This window comes from Microbulbifer maximicatervae (SeqCode), from assembly GCF_052467505.1.
Window position 1 is genome coordinate 5,028,475 of sequence record NZ_CP174313.1, and the last position, 19,601, is coordinate 5,048,075.

A 19,601-nucleotide genomic window follows, 5' to 3' on the forward strand; every position below is an offset into this window, starting at 1 on the left:
GGGGATGATGGATAGCGTAGATTACAAATTGGAGTAAAGGAGGTTTTTTTTATTTTATTTTTCTGTAAGGGCGGCGCGAATTATTTTTTTCATAAAAAAATAATAAAAATCACGAAAGTTGTATATTTTTATGCAGGTAATAATTGATTCGTTAGGCGGGTTAAGCAGGATCGGGAAGTATTATTTAGAGTTATCTGAAGGCTGCAGAAAAGTTACAAAATTCTTTAGGACCGTTTAAATGGTTCCATCCGTGGAGCCAAGGCACTCAATGAGTGGCGGTAAAGGGATAGTTGATCGAACGAGTGCTGGTTAACCAAAGATAGTGACCATTTGGCGGGAGAGGGCGGTTAAACGTCCATCGGCATCCCACAAGCGGGCCTGTATTACTGCGTAGCCATCCTCAGCCTGTTCCACTTCGGCCTCGTATTGCCACCAGTCAGAAGCGGTGCGCTCTGGGAGTGGCTCCATAAACTCCACTGTCCATGTTAATGAGCTGGCGGGAGCCGGCTCTTTCATCATCGGGAGTGTCGCCGGTGGCCAGGCATCGATCAGTGCGAGTAAGTGGCTGATACCGGTACGGCCTTTACTGCCATCCTTAAATCGTACCCAGCCACCTAAAACTCTCTCTTTCGCGCCGCTGAAAGGCAGGCCCCCACATGCGATACGGTAATCGAACTTCTGTGTAAATTCCGGCACTACACCTTCGATATAGGGCAGGGGCAGGCATTTATCTGGGGTGGGGTACTCCGGTGCTGAGGGACCTTTGGCGAGAACGGATGACTCCCTGCCGCGACCAAAACTGGCGAGGCCCGCCAGCATAACGGCACCATTCAGATCGAGGTGCCCCTGTACCTGAGTGACAGAGCGGCCTGCGCGAAGGACATCCGCGCGGGTGTTAATCGCCCCCGGGGCAACCGGGCCTACGAATGAGGTGGTAAAAGAGCGCAAGCTGCTCTCAGAAGGCAGCTCTGAAGCCATCCGCTCATACAGCATTGCGGCTACAAGGCCGCCAAATGTAGCTCGCCCCTGGGTCCAGCCTTCGGGCACAGAAGTGGCGCCATTGGTCGAGAGCCAATCCTGGATTAGTTGGTCGAAAGTCATAGTGTTACCGCTTGAGAGCGGCAGGTGGGACCTGCCGCAGAAAAATACCGGGTGAGAAGCACCCGGATGAGGGGAGTATTATTTAAATATGTGTTCCTCGCCGGGGAAAACGCCTTGTTTGACGTCCTCGGCGTATTTGCGCAGGGCCCCGGGAATATCCTCGGCCTCTACCAGGAAGTTTTTGGAAAACTTGGGAGGCTGTTGGGTGAGGCCCAGGATGTCATTGATTACCAGTACCTGGGCATCGCAGTCGCGGCCCGCGCCTATGCCGATGGTGGGCATGGATACGGCTTCGGTAATACGCTTTGCCAGGTCGGCGGGTACACATTCCAACACCAGCAGATCAGCTCCGGCTTCGTCGAGTTGTAGGGCGTCTTCGAGGATTTGCTTGGCGTGTTCTTCATCGCGCCCCTGAACGCGATAGCCTCCCAGTTTGTGTACTGATTGAGGGGTGAGGCCCAGGTGGGCGCAAACGGGAATACCGCGATCAGTAAGAATCTTCACGGTGTCGGCGAGCCAGGCGCCTCCCTCGATCTTCACCATATGTGCACCGGCCTGCATGATCCGGGTTGCATTCTGGAGTGCCTGCTCCGGGGTGGCGTAGGTCATAAACGGCATATCCCCCATAATCAGGGACTTCTTATTGCCGCGCGCGACCGCCTCGACGTGGTAAATCATTTGCTCCATCGTCACTGGCACGGTGCTGTCGTAACCCAGCACGGTCATGCCCAGGGAATCTCCGACGAGCAGTGTCTCAACCCCGGACTTTTGTGCCATCGCAGCCATAGGGGCATCGTAGAGAGCAACGGTAATAAACTTCTCACCATTCGCTTTCATTTTTCGCAGGGTTTGAACGGTTACGAGCTTTTCTAATTCAGAGGGTGCATACATAACGATTAACTTCCTGGGTTGTAATAGTGCCGGCCACTGGTGATCGTGAACAGATATTCGACCAGCTGTTGGTAGTCCTCTGGGCTATCGACAATGTCGATCTCCTCGGTATTGACGATGAGTAGAGGCGCCTCATCGTAAAAATGGAAAAAGCGGGTGTAGGCGTTGTTGAGGGTGGCGAGGTATTCATTGCTTATCGCCTGCTCAGCCGGGATTCCCCGATTGCGGATTCGGGCTTGCAGCACATCGAGGGGGGCTTGCAAATAGATCACCAGGTCCGGCTTGGGTGCTTCCAGGGTGAGGTGTTTGTACACCTGTTCGTATAGGTGCAGCTCATCCTTATCCAGGGTGACTTCAGCAAACAGCTGGTCCTTTTCGATCAAAAAGTCCGACACCCGCACCGGCTCAAAGATATCGTCTTGCCGCAGTGCCTGGATTTGCTGTGATCGCTGTAGGAGAAAGTGCAGCTGGGTGGGCAGTGCGGCGTTTTGGGGGTCCCGGTAGAAACGCTCCAAAAAGGGGTTCTCCTCGGGTAATTCCAACAGCGTGTCGTAATTGAATGTGGAGGCCAGCTTCTTTGCCAGTGTGGTTTTTCCCACACCAATATTGCCTTCCACCGCGATAAACTTAGGCGGTGTTTTATTAGACCGGTTGAGTTCAGCTGTGCTGGTCTCGGGTTTTTCGATAACCACTTGAGCGACTCCTCTTTGTCTGGGGTCTTCCCTGATGAGTTGCAAACGCAAAAGTACTATTGAGAGGGCCGCCCGTCGAGTAGTTGGGGAGCCTCAGTCGATCAAACCTTTTCCAGGCGGTTTTCCGGGCAGCCCTGTAAGAGTGCTGGAAGGGCTCCCAATCCGGGCAGTTCCATCGCGGGAGCCAGTTCAGTAAGGGGTAGCAGTACGAAGTTGCGCTCGGTCATGCGCGGGTGTGGGACCTGTAGGCGGGGCTCATCGATTTGAGATTCCCCAAACAACAGGATATCCAGGTCCAGGGTGCGGGCGCCCCAGCGGATGGAGCGCTCGCGCCCGTGGGACAGCTCGATAGATTGGAGCTGGTCCAGTAGTGCCAGCGGGGACAGTGTTGTTTTCAATGCTGCGACGGCATTGATGTAATCGGGTTGATCGCCGGGGCCGACCGGGGCGCTTCGGTAAAAGCTCGAACACCCCAATAATTCTGTACTGGGGATTCGTTCCATGGCCGATAGGGCGCTGCGCAGTTGTTTGCCGGGCTCTGCCAGGTTACTGCCCAGGCCGATGTATACCGTTTCCATTACTGTTCTGCTCTCGGCTTGCGACGGCGGCCGCGAGAGTTGCGGTTGCGGCGCCCACCGCTGCCTGTGCGCTGTAGCTTGCGCACCATTTGCTGGCGCTGCTCATCGTCAGCCTGTTGGAAGTCGGTCCACCATTTGCCCAGGCCCGCTTCAATCTCGCCACTTTCTTCCCGCAGCAACAGGAAGTCGTAGGCGGCGCGGAAACGGGGGTGTTCCTGTAAGCGCTGGGCCCGACTGCCACCGCGCTGGGGCAGGCGCTGTTGCAGGTCCCAGATTTCCCGCATGGGGATTGAGAAGCGCTTGGGAATAGCGGTGTGGGCCAGCTGTGAGCTGGTAACTTTTTGTGCCGCTTGGGCCAGCGCTGGCGCTGGTGGGGTGCCCTTGGCAACCAGCTTTTGTTGCTCGGTGCTCACCGCAGGCCAGAGTAGGGCGGCGTAGAGGAACGCTGGGGTAACACGCATATCGGCGCGGATACGTTGGTCCGTGTTGCGCAGGGCTTGTTGGGATAGTTTCAGGGCCGCGCTGTTGGCCTCAATTTGTGCAGCGTTATCCGGGAACAGGTGTTGCCAGAGCTGGTACTGGCGCAGCAGCTCAAAGGTGCGCTCTCCGTGGCCACTCATCAGCAGCTTGAGAATCTCATCGAACAGGCGAGCCGGGGCAATATTGCGTAACAGTGGCGCCAGCTCGTGCAGGGGAGCTTCCGTCTTGCCTTCAATAGTGAAATCTAACTTGGCGGCGAAGCGCACTGCGCGCAGCATGCGCACAGGGTCTTCCTTGTAGCGGACCTCTGGGGAGCCGATCATTCTAATCAGGCGCTTTTCAATATCCTCGACACCGCCGGTGTAGTCGTGGATTTCGAACCCTTTGGTGGTGTAGTAAAGCGCATTGACCGTGAAATCCCGACGCATGGCATCACTTTCCAGGTCGCCATAGACATTGTCACGCAGCAGCATACCGTGTTCGGACTGCTTGGCTTCGTGAGTCTCGCCATCGCTGTGGTGACCGCGGAAGGTAGTCACTTCGATAACTTCACGGCCTATACGGGCGTGCAGGATGCGAAAGCGGCGGCCGACAATGCGGGCGCCGCGAAACAGCACCTTGGCCTGCTCTGGAGTGGCGTCGGTGGCCACATCGAAATCCTTGGGGTGGCCGCCGAGCATCAGGTCGCGCACACCTCCACCTACGATATACGCCTGGTATCCGGCATCCTGAAGGCGCTTCATAACTGTTAAGGCCGCGCGGCTGATTTCTCGGCGCGAGATGCTGTGGTCGTTGCGGGCGATAACCCTGGGGCCTTTACTGGCCGGCTTGCGCCAGCGCTTGATACTACTAATCAGGTTGTTGAGCATACGGCTGTCTATGTTGACTGCTGCCATTTAGGGATGGCCGGGAAAGCCCCGCTGTGCTTGGCCACGCATTGGTTGGCGGCCTGTATAAGTGGTGGTCCCTCTGGGGAGATTCACGATGGCACTGCTGGAGCCTCTATACCTGGGCTACCCCAGGAGCGAGTCCGGAAATGAGCCTCAGTGGCTGTTTATCCTCAGAGATCGGGACTCGCGGGCGCGATTCTAACACACGCAAAGGAATGCGCCCGCAATATGCGGGTGCCTGTAAGTTCGGGGGAAAAGAAATATGGGAATTATTATTACCAGTATGAAGGCAGCGGCTTCCTTGCGCTCTCAATTTGCTTTCAAGCAAACACCCTCTCCCAGGTACAGTTCAGTCAGTTTGCAACGCGCTTGTTGTTATTCTTATTCTTCTTGAGTTTTATTGTTATTGTTTATTGTTGTTCTTGCGGTTTTGGCCACTCATTGCTTTTATTGTCGGCCGCCCCATTATTTTTATTATGTTTCGCCCCACTTATTGTTAGTTGTTATAGGGCTTTTAACAGTCATTTATTTTTATTGTTGGCTGTTTTCAATTTTTGTACTAAGAGTAAAGCACTTAGTATGCCAACTTTTAAAAACCTTTATAAATCAATAAGTTACGATCTTTACGAAATTTGACGGAACTTTTCTGAGAGCTATTGCGTTACGGAAGGTGCGAGAGTTGTTACTTCTGGGTGGGTGTGGGTAACACTCTGGTTGGTAACCCCTGTGGGGGTGGGGTAACAAAGTGGTCGAAGGAGTTTGACAGGTGAGGACGGATTGGGAGCAGGGGGCGAAGCCCCCTGGGGATAGCGTTAGTTTTAAGCTTCTGCGGCGGCGCTACGACGGCTCTTCTTGCGGGGGATGCCCAGCTTTTGGCGTCGTTCCCACAGGCATTTGCGGCTGACGCCGAGCTTCTTGGCCAGGTCTGTCTCACTCATGGTGTCCTGGTGCTCAATAACGAAGCGGGCGAAGTAGTCTTCCAGGGACAGGTCCTCACGGGGGTCGGTGTGCAGGCTGCGGGGGCGCGGGATGCCGTCGGTCTCTTCGATCGGCACCAGGTCCAGATCGATATCCAGGGTTTTGTGGTCGATCTCGCGGCTGTTCTTATCCGTCAGGATTACAGCGCGCTGGATGGCGTTCTCCAATTCGCGCACGTTACCGGGCCAGGTGTAGGTGGTAACAGCCTGGATGGCCTCCGGTGACAGGCGCAATAAGGGGCGCTCGATCTTAGTGCAGAACTTTTCCAACAGGTGCTCTGCCAGTGCTAGGACGTCTCTGCCTCGCTCGCGCAAGGGGGCAAGCGTCATTTGCACCACATTGATGCGGTAGTAGAGGTCTTCCCGGAATTTACGCTCCGCTGACAGCTGGCGCAGGTTGCGGTGGGTGGCTGTTACCAGGCGCACATCCACTTTGCGGGATTCGATCGAGCCGATTGGCCGCACTTCGCCCTCTTGCAGCACACGCAGCAGGCGGGCCTGTGCCTCCAGGGGCAGCTCACCAATTTCGTCGAGGAACAGGGTTCCTCCATCGGCTGCCGCTACCAGTCCCTCGCGGGAACTCTGGGCACCGGTAAATGCACCTTTCTCGTAGCCGAACAGCTCAGATTCAATCAGTGTATCGGGAATCGCGGCGCAGTTGACGGAGATCAGCGGTTTGTTGGCCCGGCGGCTCTCCTCGTGAATAGCCCGGGCGACCAGTTCCTTACCGGTGCCGGTTTCACCGTGCACCAGGACGGTGGCGTCTGTGGGGGCAACTTTATGGATGCGACCATAGAGCTCCCTCATCACTGGGCTGCTGCCAATCATGCCGGCGATAGTGCCGGTATTCTCTTTCTCGTTGATGGGCTGGGCGCGATTCTGCTCCGCTTTGCCTATGACCCGGCGGACGGTTGCGAGCATTTCGTCGTGGTCAAAGGGCTTGGCGATATAGTCTGCGGCCCCCATACGCATGGAGTCCACCGCGGAGCGGAGGCTGGCGTAACTGGTCATGATCAGTACCGGAATATCACCGGCGTGCTTGAGCAGGTCGGTGCCCGGTGCGCCGGGCAGGCGCAAATCGGAAATAACCAGGTCAACTTCATTGAGGCGGTACTTGGTGAGCGCCTCCTTTACCGAACCCGCTTCACTGATTTTGTAGCGGTGCCGCTCTAAAAGCTTGCGCAGCGCCGTTCGGATAATGGCTTCATCTTCGACGATGAGGATGTGGCTCATATGTTACGCCTGGTTACAAAATGCTCAGTAAGCGCCTAGTTTTACCCGGGCGCCGTTTCGATGCAACTCAAAAACGGTTAATCGGGTTATTTTTGCACAAATAATGATCGATATGGGTGTCCAGCCATCTCAGTCGCCCAGGGGGAGTTGCACAATAAAGCGGGCGCCAGTCCCGGTTTCCGGGTTGGCGGGACTGACCAATTCCAGCTGGCCGCCGTGCTCCTCGACAATGCTGTAAACCATTGCCAGGCCCAGTCCTGTACCCTCGCCGGGCTCTTTCGTTGTGAAGAAGGGCTCCAGAATCCGTTCACGATGCTGAGCTGAAATTCCCGGTCCGCTGTCGGTGACAGAGACACAGGCGCTGCCGCTCTTGCGATAGCCCTCAATTAGAATCTGGCCGCCATCGGGGCTGGCATCGCGGGCATTGCTGAGCAGGTTGATAAACACCTGGATCAGGCGCTGGTTGTCTCCCGGGGCGATCAGGTCTTCGGGTACCCGATTCTCAAACTGGACCTCGGTCTTATCCCGTTGCAGGGACAGCAGGTTGACCGCCTCCTGCACACAGGCATAGAGATCTACCGGGGCCCGCTCGCTGTCTTCTTGGTTGCCGCTGTGAGAGAAGTTGACCAGGGAGTGGACGATACGGCTGATGCGCTGGGTCTGGCTCAAGATCTGGTCGGCGGTTTCCAGGACCTCCGGGTTGTCACAGTCGTACTGGAGGTTTTGTGCCAGGCAGGCGATTCCCGTTACCGGGTTACCCACTTCATGGGCTACGCCGGCGGCCAGGCGACCCACAGAGGCCAGGCGCTCGCTGTGGATAAGTTCCTGTTCCAAGACCTGTGTTTCGGTAATGTCCTCCAGCAACAACATTTGTGCATCGCCGCGCTCGTCGCGGGAGCGGTCGCTGCGGCTGCGTTTTTGCCGTGCCTTGTGCAGGTTGAGCCAGTGGCTATTGCCGTCGAGGCTCACCTGTTGCTTAAAGCGGCTGGCATCAGTGGATAGGGCGAATTCCCCCAGCAGGCTGCGCCAGGGTTCCGCCAAGTATTCCAGTTTCGAGCCGATTACCTCGCTGGCACTGATACCGGTGAGGTCCTGCATGGCGTAGTTCCACAGCAGGACTTCTCCGTCGCGCCCCAGGGAGCAAGCGGCCATCGGCAGCTCTTCCAGCATTTGGCGGTGATACAGACGCAGGTTATTGAGTTCTGCGGCCAGGCCAGTGAGCTGGTGCTTATAACGGCCCAACCGGGTCTCGATCAGGTGAATGTCCTTGTTTGCCGGCTGATCGCTGTTCTGGAACGGGAAGTGTCGATCAATAATTTGCACCGCCAGAACACGCCCCAGCAGGCCGGAGAGATTGGACTCCAGCTTGTTGCGCAGTTGACGCAGGGCGTAGGGGCGGCGCTCGTTGTCCGGCAGATTGAGAGCGGCGAGAGCGCGTTTAACTTCTTTATTCGCAGTAGCGGCTCCGAGGCTTTCAGCCAAGCGCAGGCGAAAATCTGCGGCGGATTCCACATCCAGTCCCAAGCGCAGAGCCTGGGCGATGGTGTCGTCGCTACACAGGTCAGCGGCGTACTGCTCCAGGCTGCTGGTGCGGGTGAACAGAGACAGGCCGACAAATAACAGGACATTGACCCCCAGTGACAGGGTGGTGATCTGTGTCCAGATAGACATTCCCAGGGGAATTTGGAGGGAAGTGCCGGGCAGGGTGATGCCGGTAATCCCAAAAATTGACGGAATTAACAGGCCGCCCCCCCAAAGCAGCATGCCCGCCAGCAGGCCACCGACAAATCCGCGTCGATTACCTCGCGGCCAGTGGATTACAGCAAAAATCCCAGGCAGAAATTGGAGTGATCCGATAAATGCCAGCAGGGCCAGGTCCGACAGGGAGAGTCGGTTGTTGAGTAACAGGTAAAAGGCAAAGCCGGCAATAAATAGAGCGGCGATCAGCGCGCGGCGCAGCCACACCAGCTGCCGGTACATATTGTCCTCAGAGTGCCAGCGGGTGCCGGGTAGCAGCCAGTGGTTCATCACCATGGTGGCGAGGGCCAGGGTAATCATAATCAGTGCGCCAGTGGCTGCCGACAGGCCGCCGATAAAGGCCAGGGTGGTGAGCAGTGCTGAGCCACTGGCGCGGGGAACCGCCAGGGAGAAGTACTGCACCGGGCCGGCCACATCCAGGGCAAAGCCTGCCCACATGATGGGGAAGATGGGCAGGGCCATCAGCAGCAGGAACAGGGGGAAGCCCCAGCTGGCGGTGCGCATTGCCTGTCCAGTGGGGCGCTCGGCAATACTCAGGTAAAAAATATGTGGCATAGCCACGGCAGTGGCGACAAACACCAGTAGCAGGGTATGGGATGAGCCCTGCTTGATGGGGGTGTAGAGCAGCTGGTGCATATCGGGGTTCTCCAGCAGCCACTCATCCAGGCCGGAAAATCCACCGAAGACGCCGTAAATGGCATAGCCGCCCACTGCGGTGAGCGCCACCAGTTTTACCAGGGACTCCAGGGCCATGGCGCTGGCCAGGCCCTCGCCACGCTCGCGGGTAGCGCCGTACATACTGGTGAATACCGCCAGCAGCACGCAGTAGAAAAATGCGATTAAATTTTTGCTCGATACACCGCTGTCCGGCAGTGCCAGGGCAGCCACACTATCCCGCGACAAAAGGGCCAGGGTCTCAGATACCGCCTGGATTTGCAGGGCGATCAGGGGGAGCAGCGCCAACAGCATAAACAGAGTGGCGAGAGTCCCCGCCTGGCGGCTGTGATAGCGGAACACCAGAAGATCTGCCGGGGAGTAAAGCTGGTAGCGCTGTGCCAGGCGCGCCAGTGGCTCCAGGGCTACTGGCGCAAACAGGAACATGGCGCCGGTGCCCAGATAGTAGGCGAGTACCCCGTAACCATATTGCCAGGCCAGGTCGACGATACCGTAGAAGGTCCAGGCCGATAGCGATACGCCCAGGGAGAGCACATAAACCAGTGGATGCCGCACCCAGCGGGAAGGCAGCCAGCCCTTGGAGGTGGCGAAGGCGACAAAAAACAGGGTGGCGATATAGGCCACTCCCACCAGGGCAATGTGGGCAATATCAAAGCTCATTCGATTTGCGCCTCCACTGGATAAAAATCGCCAGTAGGATCAGCACGAACCAGAGGATAAAAGGCCGGTACCAGGCGCCGACGGGATTGATCATCCAGGTAAAGATGGTGGGGGAGAATACATAACCCACCAGCACCAGCAGAATTAATAGTGTGCGGTTACTCATAGATCGCCTTGGAAACCCGCTAGAGAAATTTGTTGCCCGCGCACTGTACCGGTGAGAAGTCATCCCTGTGTAATCGTCAACGCGGGTTATCAGCCGGACCCCTAAGGACGGCTGGCGCGGAAATGGTAAGTGCAGCTTGGAATCAGTGCAATTGGCGGTTGCGCATATCTATCTGATGGCGGCGCCAGCGCGCGGTAGCCCACTTGAGAATATGCTCGGGGGATTCTGTTGGGGCAGTGTTTGGCAGTTTGAAGCCGAGGAACTGTAAAGCCTTACACAGGTTACCGGAAGCCATGTTGTCGTCGATAGCCGGCGCGTGATTTTGTTTGCTGAGTTTTTGCCTGTCGTCAGGGCCCATCACCAGCGGCAGATGGCCGAACTGGGGCGGGGTGGCGCCGAGGATTTTAAATAGGCGCTGTTGTGCACCAGTGGTATCCAATAGATCTGAGCCGCGTACCACCTGGTTGATCTGTTGATCGATATCGTCGACAACGACTGCCAGTTGGTAGGCATAGAGGCCGTCGCGGCGCTTGAGAATCGTGTCTTCGCGGATGAATTGCCGTTGCTCTCCGTGCCAAATATCCACAAAGCCTTCCTCGCCGCCTGCGCATTGCAACCGCAGCGCTGAGGGTTCGCTCACATCGTATTTAAGGCGACAGAAGTCGTTCGCATGTCCACCATTTTTCTTAATCTGGCTGCGTGAGCAGTCGCAGGGGTAAATCAGTTGCCGTTGGCGTAGTGTGGACAGGGTTTCCTCGTAGAGTGCGTAGCGCTTGCTCTGCCATTCGACGGGGCCGTGCCAGTGCAGTCCGTGGGCTTCCAGGGATTTCAGAATGCGGATTGCCGCGCCGGGCTCTTCCCGGGGAGGGTCGAGGTCTTCCATGCGCAGGAGCCAGTGTCCGCCATGTGCGAGGGCGTCAAGGTAGCTGCCGACGGCGCACACCAGTGAGCCGAAGTGGAGCGGTCCACTCGGGGAGGGTGCGAAGCGACCAATATAGGGAGTTGTGCTGTTCAAAATGAATAGGGGCGATACATTGATCGCCCCCTCCGAGCAGGGCGATCGCAAGCGAACGCCGTGCCGCTATCGGTTGTGGATCAGCCGGAGATCTGCCGTTCCTTGATTTCCGCGAGGGTTTTGCAGTCCACGCACAGAGTGGCGGTTGGACGGGCTTCCAGGCGGCGAATGCCGATATCAACACCACAGGCTTCGCAGAAACCGTAGTCATCCTGGTCGATAAGCTCCAGGGTGGCATCGATCTTCTTGATCAGCTTGCGCTCGCGATCGCGGGTGCGCAATTCCAGGCTAAATTCTTCTTCCTGGCTGGCGCGGTCTGCGGGATCGGGGAAGTTTGCGGCCTCGTCTTTCATGTGGGAAACGGTGCGGTCCACTTCCGCCATCAGCTCGGCCTTCCAGGCCAACAGCAAGTTGCGGAAATGCTCCTGCTGCTTCTCATTCATGTACTCTTCGCCCTGCGTCTCCTTGTAGGGCTCAAAGCCGTGCAGAGATTCGGTGCTCGCAGCAGTTTTGGGCATAGTCGTTGCCTCTCTTTCTATACGGGCCCCCCTTTATGGGGGCGATACCACCAAATTCAATCTAGCCTAGACCGGAATCTTTCTAAGTGATGCTTTTTTCACCTATCAAATTCGCTGCGGTGTCAGGCTAATCCTGTTCTCGGTACCGATACCCCTGGCGACCGAGAGCGAGGAAGCTATCAAATCTGCGCGATTCGCGCCACAAATAGTTGTCTGCTATTTTGTGGCGCCTGAAATTACAGCCAAGTGGTCCAGCCCGTGAAATTTACCCCTCCGTTGCAAAAGGCAACACTTTTGCGCCGATACAAGCGCTTTCTCGCCGATGTGGAATCTGCCAGTGGCGAAGTGTTTACCATCCACTGCCCAAATACGGGGTCTATGAAGAATTGTTGGGTGGAGGGGGGAGACTGCTGGTACTCCGATTCTGGCAACCCCAAGCGCAAGTATCGCCACACTCTGGAAATCTGTACGACCCCGGATGGAGCCCTGGCGGGGGTGAACACAGGCCGCGCCAATGCTCTGGTTGAAGAGGCCATTCTGTCTGGCGTAGTCAGCGAGTTACAGGGCTATGAATCCCTGCGCAGGGAAGTGCGCTACGGCGAGGAAAACAGCCGTATCGATCTGTTGTTGTCCGGCGCCGATGGGGACTGCTACGTGGAAGTGAAAAATGTGACCCTGGCAGATGGGGCACAGGGTTACTTCCCTGATGCGGTAAGTGCCCGGGGCGCCAAGCACCTGCGCGAGCTGCAAAAGCTGGCTGAGAGCGGTGTGCGGGCGGTACTTTTTTACTGCGTTCAACACAGCGGTATCGAGACGGTGCAGGCGGCGCGGGAAATTGATCCCGCTTATGCTGAGGCCCTGGATTCCGCTGTCGATGCTGGTGTGCAAGTGCTCGCATACCGCGCAAAGCTCGGTGCTGAAGGCGTCGAGCTGGTGGAGGCCCTGCCTTTTCTCCCGTAAGGGAAAGGCAGGGGGCTGTCAGTCGGCCAGTAATGCGTAGAGACCGTCCTGCGCATATTCCACCGGTACTGGCGTAAGGGCATCACCAGTACAGGGCCCGGCGATACACTCCCCAGATTCAATCAGGAATAGCGCGCCGTGGGAGGCGCACTGAATAAGTGCGCCATCGGGATCGAGGAACTGGTCTTCCTGCCAGTCCAGATTGATGCCCCGGTGAGGGCAGGTGTTTTTGTAGGCGTAGACCTCGCCATCTTTCATCACAGCAAACACATTGTCAGTGCCGGCGGCAGTGTCTCCGAGGGAGAACCCTTTGGATCGACCTTCGCTTAATTCGTCATAGCGACACAGGAAGTACTTCTGCATAGGTTTTCGGCTCCCGGCCTAATTCTTGTTCAGGGCGCAAGCGCCTGCTTATTCGGGTGCCGCGAGTCTAATGGACGTGTAGCGAATTGTCCCGTCACGCAGTATGCCGATAGTGATTTCGTCACCGGCTCTGTGTTTTTCCAGGGCATTGAGCAGATCGTCGTAGCTGCGAATCGGCTGCTGTTCTATTTCTACAATCACATCGCCCAATTCCCAGCCTCCACCCCGGGTGCGGTGGATACCGCGCAAGCCGGCTTTCTCTGCGGGAAGCCCGGGAGCGGTACGCAATACGGCGACCCCTTCAAAGCCGTAGCGGCTACTCCACTGGTCCGGGGCGGATTCGATACCAATAATCGGGCGTACCAGGCGGCCGTGATTGATCAGTTCCGGCACAATTTTTTTGACCGTATCCACTGGAATCGCAAAGCCAATACCGACACTGGCGCCACTGGGACTGTAAATTGCGGTGTTGACCCCGATTAAACGCGCCTGGGAATCCAGCAACGGGCCGCCGGAGTTACCTGGATTAATAGCCGCATCTGTTTGGATAACATTGCGAATGGTGCGGTTGTTGGCGGCTTCAATTTCCCGCCCCAGGGCGCTGACCACCCCGGTGGTGAGAGTGGTATCTAGGCCGAACGGGTTGCCGATAGCCAGTACTTTACGGCCTACCGCGAGATTGCTGGAGGTGCCCACAACCAGCGGTTTTAGCAACTCCCTGGGAGCGTTAATTTTCAGAACTGCCAGATCTTTTTCCGGCGCAGATCCCACCAGTTCGGCCGGCCACTCGCTGCGATCCTGCAAAGTAATAGTGATTTGCCGCGCACCCTCAATAACGTGAAAATTGGTGACAATATGGCCCTGAGTGTCCCAGATAAATCCGCTGCCGGCGCCTTTGGGCACTGAGTGGAGGCGCAGGGTCCTGCGATCCCGCACCAGGGTTTCATTGGTGACATAGACCACTGACGGACTGGCAAAATTGAACACCTGCATGGTGTTGCGCTCGTCGTCGGTGGCAAAGGTTTCCGCCTGTGCAGATATTGCCGGGGTAAGTAGTAAAAAGACTGAGATGAAGCTGGCGCGTAGAGTTTTAAGTAGAGTCATTAATACAATCCTCCCTTTGAACTGCCGGATTGGAAGAGACATCTGTAATTGTCGCCTTCCTTTTTGTTTGTTGCTGTTTTGAAAGTGTATCTTATTTGCAATCGTTATGCGGTGTTGGCTGTTTATTGGGGGCTGCGGGCGAGATTTAAAGTGGAGGTAGTTTAGTCGTACAACATCAGCGGCCCGGCAACCACTGTTTGCTAGATTGCTCCGGTGTGAATAAGGCAGTTAAAAAATACAAGATTGTGTACTGATGTTCTTTTCTTGTAATAGCGGTTATTTGATAGTCCTCGAGGCTTTGTCCTGTTTTTAGTGTGTTAAGCCTAAGTCGAGGTGATTCTCAACTGAGGCCATAGTCTTTATCGAGTTATTCACTTGTGTTGATGATCGCTTCACCGTTGAGGGCACATCGATTACACCAGGACTAGTTATCCTGAGAGCTAGCTTTGCTAATTGAGGAAGTCTCATTGATGCAGAATTGCATTGGTCGGGTTAACTCTGATATCCAGAACCACTGGGTGAATACAAGCCCAATTTCTGTTTCTGAGAATATGATGTAAAGCCCCGAAATCGAAAGCTACCCCGGGACTTTGTGTAAGGAGTAGCCAGTTTGGAATTGCTGTATAGGAGACACTCTTGTCTAGTCTCGATATATTTAACTCCGTTTTTGATTATGGTGTGGTTGTCAGTCGAGGGTTTTGCGAGTCCTCCTGACGTTTTCCTGACTCGAGTGACGTCAACATCTTTTTTAAGAGCTGCATAGTTACTTCATCTCCGGGTCTTACTTCCAAAGCCTTTTCCAAGTATGCCCTTGCAATTTCTTGATTTAAAGGTTCAATTAGTTTGGCACTAAGTTTATATGCTGTAAAACTAATCCCTCGAGATACCTGTGCCCACTGCTCTATCACTGCCATTGCATTTTCAAGGTTACCCTGATCAATATGAATTGAAATCAGTTCCTTCCAGATTGAGTGGTTACGTAGCTTTGGCTCAATAAAGGGCTCCAGTATCTCTCTGGCCTTTTCAAACTGTCTTAATCCGCGCAACGCTTGCGCTTTAATAGCTGCGGTATTTGCATCTGTTTTAACGACACTTAATGCTTTATCAGCCTCTTCGTAATTTCCGGTTTTATTCAGGTATCGAGCAAACTGTAGTGCAAAGTCGGGGAACTCTTTATACATTGAGCGATACTTGGAAAAGAGAGCTTCTTTGGCGGACATTGGTGTTGATGGTGTACGAAGTTGTTCTAATACGCTCTCTCTTGATAAATCTCCTACAGGTTGGCAATACTTATCAATAAGCCTGGAAACCTGAATTCGTACCATTTCATCTCGCACGTGTACTTGATCATCCATCCAGGCGATACTACGATCTGTCAATAATATCGATTCATAGCTGGGATAATAGAAAACATTAGAATTTGAGTACACCAGTGCTTCAGCAGCAGCTCTCAATACGGACTTTGAATACGAATTTGAAATAGAGATATCTTGATTTCTGTATGTAAGCGACATCGGGACGGGTGAAATTGTGATCAGTATATTCTGCTGAACTTTCGCATTGGCTTTCAACAGCTGTATGGTTTTGTCGAGATGATCATAGACTTCATTATAATTTAATACATGAAGCTCAAATCTTCCGGGCCACAATTCTATAACTTTTTGCAGTGGTACTGTGTTTAGATATAAGTTGGTTTTTTTGTCGAACCAGACTTCCGACAACCCTAGGGTAATAATAATTGTCTCGGCTTTTTGGACCGATTTATAAAATCTAGTAATGGCCTCTCTTCTTGTCTTTACTGTCTCTAGTGAGGCGGGGCGTATAGAGGATAATACATTTAGGTCGCAATATTTTCCTTCGTTCACCTCAACAATGCACTCTTCTGGCATCCCGCTATTTTCATCCAGTGCCCATTTGAATTCATTGTAGATGGATGCAACTCCAAAGTTAGTGATTGAATCTAGTTTGGGGTCTTCAAATTCTGGCAATTCAAATATCTCACTCGATGGAATGTGAAAGCCAAGTTCAATCAGTTTGGTTTCGACATTTCGGGCGAAGCAGGAACCAACCGAAAAAACACATGATCCAGGTCGAAATTGAAAGCCAGCCATAAAGTCAGGTCTTGCGATAGGTTCATACCTGTTGTCCGCTGAACGATTAGGCCAGTGTCCGGCACGATTATTTTTCTTAATATTGACAGCCTCTTTATCAGATAAGATTTGTATAGGCATAATCGACTCCGAATTGATTTCAGCTTATGAGTTAAAGTTCGCTAATGTTTTTGGCGGGCTGCTAGAATAAGGCCAAAAAATTACCGTAAATATTGGGAGAGGGGTTCCTGAGGTCTTTGTTATTTAGTCCATACTAGACTGTTTTCAATAAGTAATCGCTATATCTATGAGAAAATCTCATGTTTGGCGTCCTTATCCACTTGGTGGGTAAGTTTATTTATAAATTGTTAATTCAGGATGGGTTTTTCCTGAAGTTATAAATTTAAAAGCAATGTCCCATTGGTATGGCTTGTAAAGTATGGATATGTAATGACGGGTTATTATTTTGTAATAAGCATTTGGGATCGTTTGGATTGTGTGAGGTGCAGCGCCCGAGTCGCTGAGAGGATCTGCTAATCCTCTGGTGCTATAAATAGATTGGGTGCTGTTTCTCTCTTGATGATTTATGTGAATTGACGTATTGCATTATTAATTTAATTGTTGAGGGCTCCGTTTTGATTTTCCCCAAGTGGCTACTTTCGTTTTATTGCTACAGGGCGCCTGTTGGCTCTTGGGTCTAAAGTGGTGGTTGATTAAAGAGTATCATTTCTATTTTTCTTACAAAAAAAATTATACTAATCAATGCATTTTCTCCCTGGGTTCTCTATTGGATTTGTGGGTTGAAAATTTTTCTATGAAGCCCCTGAATCAGGAGCTTTAGCGGCGTTGTAATGCTTTTTTAGAAGTCTAGGGTTGTTCGGTTGCCTCGCCACGGGCCTGGTGATTAAAAAACAGTACCAGGTTCCGGACCGTTGTTACCTTGCCAAAATAGGGGTTGCTTTGATAGTCCTCAAGGGTTCGCCCGGTTCTTTGTGCGATCTCCTCAATTAAGTCCAGATAGAGATCATCTTCATCCAGTTTTAGGGTCTTAAAGAAATCATCTGATGTTTGAATTGGAACCAGTTGTTTGGTGGGAAGTGCCGCTTGTAGTTGCTCATACACCGCTCAAATAATCCATGTGTCTACAATTTTGCGATCAAACTCCCGGGAAAATTCATAAATGGATAAACCTTTGCGTTTGTCACATAGTCGTTGGAAATGCCTGTCAATTTTGCGCTGTTCGACAGTGCCCCAAATTATGGCCAATAATGCTAAGCCAGCTAAAGATAAAAAGAACATTGGCTGGTAAATAAGGGGAGCTAACATTGCTGCGAGAAAACAAACAACGTAGCTTTACTTGCCTTTTCAGTTTTGTATTTAGGCATAAATCTTGATGCTTTTCTCATGTTTTTATTATTGCTCCAGTTTTGGTAGTTGTAGCTTTTGTTCCAATTGAACAAAGGTCTTTTCTGTGTAGGGGCCAAAAACAAACTCGGAAGAATCTGCAAATTTGTGGTCTTTAAGTCGATCTATGTAATAGTAAGCGCAGGCACCCTCAGGGCAAGCGTAGACTGAGACGAACATCTCGTTTGCACTGATATGATGTGGTTCATCGATACGGCGTATATAGGCATCGTCCCCCAAATTAAAACCAAGGGCTTTTTCGCCATCTATCCAATAAATCTCGTAAGGGCCATCACTCCATGAAGGAGAACACCCAATTAAAAATATGGCGATGAGTAGTGGGATGTACTTCAGGACACTTCTTTGCATAAATGCTTTTACTTTGCATCTGTCCACATAGAAAGTAACTACGTTTTAGTGGCAGCTCTGTGAGAAATTGAAACTACAGCTCTGATCACTTATCTATCCAATTAGACACTAATTACGGAAGTTTTGCAGGGCGAGAATACGATCATCCAGTGGTGGGTGCGTGGCCATAAGTGCTCCCATACTGCCGAATATACCGAAGGCTTTCATATTGCCGGGTAGGGGTTCCTCGTGGCCGCGATCGGACTCCACCTTGAGCCGTTGCAGCGCGGCAATCATGGATTGGGGGCTGGCCAGTGTGGCGCCGGCATGGTCGGCCCGATATTCACGGCGGCGACTGAACCAGGCGACAATCATCATGGCAAAGAAGCCGAATATGATGTCCATAACAATGGATGTGACAAAATAGCCGATGCCCAACCCCTCTTCGTTGCGCAAGATAACCCGGTCTACGAAGAACCCAACCAAGCGGGCGAGGAACATCACAAAGGTATTTACCACGCCCTGGATCAGTGCCAGCGTTACCATATCGCCATTGGCCACGTGACCAATTTCATGGCCAATTACGGCGCGGGCTTCCTCTCGGCTGAAGCGCTGCAACAGACCGGCACTGACAGAGACCAGAGCGCTGTTGCGATTCCAGCCTGTGGCGAAGGCATTCGCCTGGGGCATTGGAAATATCCCCACATCTGGCATACCGATGCCCGCTTTGCGGGAGAGTTCCCGTACGGTTTCTACCAGCCACTGTTCATCAGCACTGCGGGGTTGCTCGATAATTTGTGTGCGGGTACTGACCCGTGCGATGGTTTTCGATAAGAGCAGGGAAATAAAAGATCCGCCAAAACCAAAAATTGCGCACATCAGCAACAAGGCGCCGAGGTTGAGATCGACACCGTTTGCCTGAAGGATTCCCCCAATTCCAAAAATATTGAAAATAATGCCAACCAATACAAGGACAGCAAGGTTGGTCAGCAGGAATAGCCCAATGCGCAACATCGGATCTCTCCTTTGAGTGAGTGTCTTTACGGAATTATTCCGCGGCTCCACCGGTAAGTTTAGATAGGGTTGGCGCAACTTGCCTTACTGTAGATCGGCACAGCTTGGCCTGCTGTGCCGAGTCCGTCGAGTGCGCGTGTCTGCGACTCTTTCCGTGGTGCTTGAGGGGAATTACTAGTCAGAGTTTTGGGTGGCAAGGAGGCGGTCGACCTCGCTGGTGAGGTGTTGTTTCAGCTCCGGCTCTAGGTCGTTCCAGTGCACATCCATCAGGGCGCCCTGGAGAGCGTAGAGCATTACTTTGGAGGCGTTAATCCCCCGGTTGCGAATACTGATAAAGGCCTCGACAGGCCCAACCCTGCGCAGGTCATCGTGGGAGCGAATGCCAATAGAGTGGAGAATATTGACCGAGGCCAGGCCCAGGTTTTTTAGTTTTAATAGTTCTGATTGACTCGGGTGCATTCGGTTTTCCCTACCAGTTTGAGCGTCCGTTGTCGCAGCCAACCCCTCGACTGCGGCTTTGAACTTAACATAAATTAACAGGTGGCTAACAAACATTACCGCCAGATTATTGTGCGGCGCGCCTGCTTTTGGTGCCCCTGCTTTGGTGCCATAGTTAAGGGCGACTGTCTGCGCTCTGTTAAAGTAGGCATAGCCTGTTGAATAATTTAGCCTGCCCTTTGGAGT

The 19,601-nt window shown here is 53.3% G+C and carries 18 protein-coding genes; 1 reads left to right on the forward strand and 17 read right to left on the reverse strand.

The window, feature by feature from the left end; translation table 11 throughout:
* Positions 1-309 precede the first annotated feature (309 nt).
* From ACJJIN_RS22035 to dksA, 10 genes are all read right to left on the reverse strand, one after another.
* Positions 310-1,101 (reverse strand): acyl-CoA thioesterase, encoded by a 792-nt coding sequence (locus tag ACJJIN_RS22035; protein WP_444896206.1) that lies wholly within the window; start codon positions 1,099-1,101, stop codon positions 310-312.
* Between the two features lie 78 nt (positions 1,102-1,179).
* Positions 1,180-1,992: a 3-methyl-2-oxobutanoate hydroxymethyltransferase gene (gene panB / locus ACJJIN_RS22040; RefSeq protein WP_413663177.1), complete on the reverse strand. Its 813-nt coding sequence runs from the start codon at positions 1,990-1,992 to the stop codon at positions 1,180-1,182.
* A gap of 5 nt (positions 1,993-1,997) precedes the next feature.
* A complete protein-coding gene (locus tag ACJJIN_RS22045; RefSeq protein ID WP_444896207.1) occupies positions 1,998-2,684 on the reverse strand; it encodes a deoxynucleoside kinase in 687 nt (228 codons plus the stop codon).
* Between the two features lie 101 nt (positions 2,685-2,785).
* A complete protein-coding gene (gene folK / locus ACJJIN_RS22050; RefSeq protein ID WP_444896208.1) occupies positions 2,786-3,262 on the reverse strand; it encodes a 2-amino-4-hydroxy-6-hydroxymethyldihydropteridine diphosphokinase in 477 nt (158 codons plus the stop codon).
* On the reverse strand, positions 3,262-4,638 hold the full coding sequence (gene pcnB / locus ACJJIN_RS22055) for a polynucleotide adenylyltransferase PcnB (protein WP_444896209.1): 1,377 nt from the start codon (positions 4,636-4,638) through the stop codon (positions 3,262-3,264). The genes folK and pcnB overlap by 1 nt, the downstream gene beginning before the upstream one ends.
* 812 nt (positions 4,639-5,450) lie before the next feature.
* The gene (locus tag ACJJIN_RS22060; RefSeq protein WP_444896210.1) at positions 5,451-6,842 is read right to left on the reverse strand and encodes a sigma-54-dependent transcriptional regulator; all 1,392 of its coding nucleotides are present in this window, start codon (positions 6,840-6,842) and stop codon (positions 5,451-5,453) included.
* Between the two features lie 129 nt (positions 6,843-6,971).
* Complete coding sequence (locus ACJJIN_RS22065; protein ID WP_444896211.1) at positions 6,972-9,935, reverse strand: ATP-binding protein; 2,964 nt, start codon at positions 9,933-9,935, stop codon at positions 6,972-6,974.
* Positions 9,925-10,101, reverse strand: coding sequence for a hypothetical protein (locus ACJJIN_RS22070; protein WP_169337099.1), 177 nt, complete (start codon positions 10,099-10,101; stop codon positions 9,925-9,927). The genes ACJJIN_RS22065 and ACJJIN_RS22070 overlap by 11 nt, the downstream gene beginning before the upstream one ends.
* A 142-nt stretch (positions 10,102-10,243) precedes the next feature.
* A complete protein-coding gene (gene gluQRS, locus ACJJIN_RS22075; RefSeq protein WP_444896212.1) occupies positions 10,244-11,167 on the reverse strand; it encodes a tRNA glutamyl-Q(34) synthetase GluQRS in 924 nt (307 codons plus the stop codon).
* Positions 11,168-11,196: 29 nt separating this feature from the next.
* A complete protein-coding gene (gene dksA / locus ACJJIN_RS22080) occupies positions 11,197-11,634 on the reverse strand; it encodes an RNA polymerase-binding protein DksA (protein WP_108734345.1) in 438 nt (145 codons plus the stop codon).
* A gap of 258 nt (positions 11,635-11,892) precedes the next feature.
* On the opposite strand from dksA, the gene sfsA reads away from it, so the two are divergent.
* Positions 11,893-12,594, forward strand: a complete 702-nt coding sequence (sfsA, locus tag ACJJIN_RS22085) for a DNA/RNA nuclease SfsA (protein WP_444896213.1) — start codon at positions 11,893-11,895, stop codon at positions 12,592-12,594.
* Positions 12,595-12,612: 18 nt separating this feature from the next.
* On the opposite strand, the gene ACJJIN_RS22090 is transcribed toward sfsA, so the two are convergent.
* The 7 genes from ACJJIN_RS22090 to ACJJIN_RS22120 form a co-directional block, all read right to left on the reverse strand.
* Positions 12,613-12,957 carry a Rieske (2Fe-2S) protein gene (locus ACJJIN_RS22090; RefSeq protein WP_444896214.1) on the reverse strand — a complete coding sequence of 115 codons (345 nt, stop codon included), beginning with the start codon at positions 12,955-12,957 and terminating at the stop codon, positions 12,613-12,615.
* Between the two features lie 48 nt (positions 12,958-13,005).
* Positions 13,006-14,061: a S1C family serine protease gene (locus ACJJIN_RS22095; protein WP_444896215.1), complete on the reverse strand. Its 1,056-nt coding sequence runs from the start codon at positions 14,059-14,061 to the stop codon at positions 13,006-13,008.
* 671 nt (positions 14,062-14,732) lie between these two features.
* Positions 14,733-16,292 carry a GSCFA domain-containing protein gene (locus ACJJIN_RS22100; protein ID WP_444896216.1) on the reverse strand — a complete coding sequence of 520 codons (1,560 nt, stop codon included), beginning with the start codon at positions 16,290-16,292 and terminating at the stop codon, positions 14,733-14,735.
* Positions 16,293-17,018: 726 nt separating this feature from the next.
* Positions 17,019-17,273, reverse strand: a complete 255-nt coding sequence (locus tag ACJJIN_RS22105; protein WP_444896217.1) for a hypothetical protein — start codon at positions 17,271-17,273, stop codon at positions 17,019-17,021.
* Positions 17,274-17,564: 291 nt separating this feature from the next.
* A complete protein-coding gene (locus ACJJIN_RS22110) occupies positions 17,565-17,924 on the reverse strand; it encodes a hypothetical protein (protein ID WP_444896218.1) in 360 nt (119 codons plus the stop codon).
* Positions 17,925-18,032: 108 nt separating this feature from the next.
* Positions 18,033-18,917 carry a protease HtpX gene (gene htpX, locus ACJJIN_RS22115; RefSeq protein ID WP_282931439.1) on the reverse strand — a complete coding sequence of 295 codons (885 nt, stop codon included), beginning with the start codon at positions 18,915-18,917 and terminating at the stop codon, positions 18,033-18,035.
* Positions 18,918-19,091: 174 nt separating this feature from the next.
* Positions 19,092-19,376: a TfoX/Sxy family protein gene (locus ACJJIN_RS22120; RefSeq protein WP_108735343.1), complete on the reverse strand. Its 285-nt coding sequence runs from the start codon at positions 19,374-19,376 to the stop codon at positions 19,092-19,094.
* Positions 19,377-19,601 lie beyond the last annotated feature (225 nt).

Excerpts from the sequence above, each read along its gene's own strand:
- dksA (WP_108734345.1), bottom strand. The coding sequence starts at position 11,634 with ATGCCCAAAACTGCTGCGAGCACCGAATCTCTGCACGGCTTTGAGCCC.
- ACJJIN_RS22110 (WP_444896218.1), bottom strand. The coding sequence starts at position 17,924 with ATGCAAAGAAGTGTCCTGAAGTACATCCCACTACTCATCGCCATATTT.
- htpX (WP_282931439.1), bottom strand. The coding sequence starts at position 18,917 with ATGTTGCGCATTGGGCTATTCCTGCTGACCAACCTTGCTGTCCTTGTA.
- ACJJIN_RS22060 (WP_444896210.1), bottom strand. The coding sequence starts at position 6,842 with ATGAGCCACATCCTCATCGTCGAAGATGAAGCCATTATCCGAACGGCG.
- panB (WP_413663177.1), bottom strand. The coding sequence starts at position 1,992 with ATGTATGCACCCTCTGAATTAGAAAAGCTCGTAACCGTTCAAACCCTG.
- ACJJIN_RS22100 (WP_444896216.1), bottom strand. The coding sequence starts at position 16,292 with ATGCCTATACAAATCTTATCTGATAAAGAGGCTGTCAATATTAAGAAA.
- ACJJIN_RS22090 (WP_444896214.1), bottom strand. The coding sequence starts at position 12,957 with ATGCAGAAGTACTTCCTGTGTCGCTATGACGAATTAAGCGAAGGTCGA.
- folK (WP_444896208.1), bottom strand. The coding sequence starts at position 3,262 with ATGGAAACGGTATACATCGGCCTGGGCAGTAACCTGGCAGAGCCCGGC.
- ACJJIN_RS22095 (WP_444896215.1), bottom strand. The coding sequence starts at position 14,061 with ATGACTCTACTTAAAACTCTACGCGCCAGCTTCATCTCAGTCTTTTTA.
- ACJJIN_RS22120 (WP_108735343.1), bottom strand. The coding sequence starts at position 19,376 with ATGCACCCGAGTCAATCAGAACTATTAAAACTAAAAAACCTGGGCCTG.
- ACJJIN_RS22065 (WP_444896211.1), bottom strand. The coding sequence starts at position 9,935 with ATGAGCTTTGATATTGCCCACATTGCCCTGGTGGGAGTGGCCTATATC.
- pcnB (WP_444896209.1), bottom strand. The coding sequence starts at position 4,638 with ATGGCAGCAGTCAACATAGACAGCCGTATGCTCAACAACCTGATTAGT.
- ACJJIN_RS22035 (WP_444896206.1), bottom strand. The coding sequence starts at position 1,101 with ATGACTTTCGACCAACTAATCCAGGATTGGCTCTCGACCAATGGCGCC.
- ACJJIN_RS22070 (WP_169337099.1), bottom strand. The coding sequence starts at position 10,101 with ATGAGTAACCGCACACTATTAATTCTGCTGGTGCTGGTGGGTTATGTA.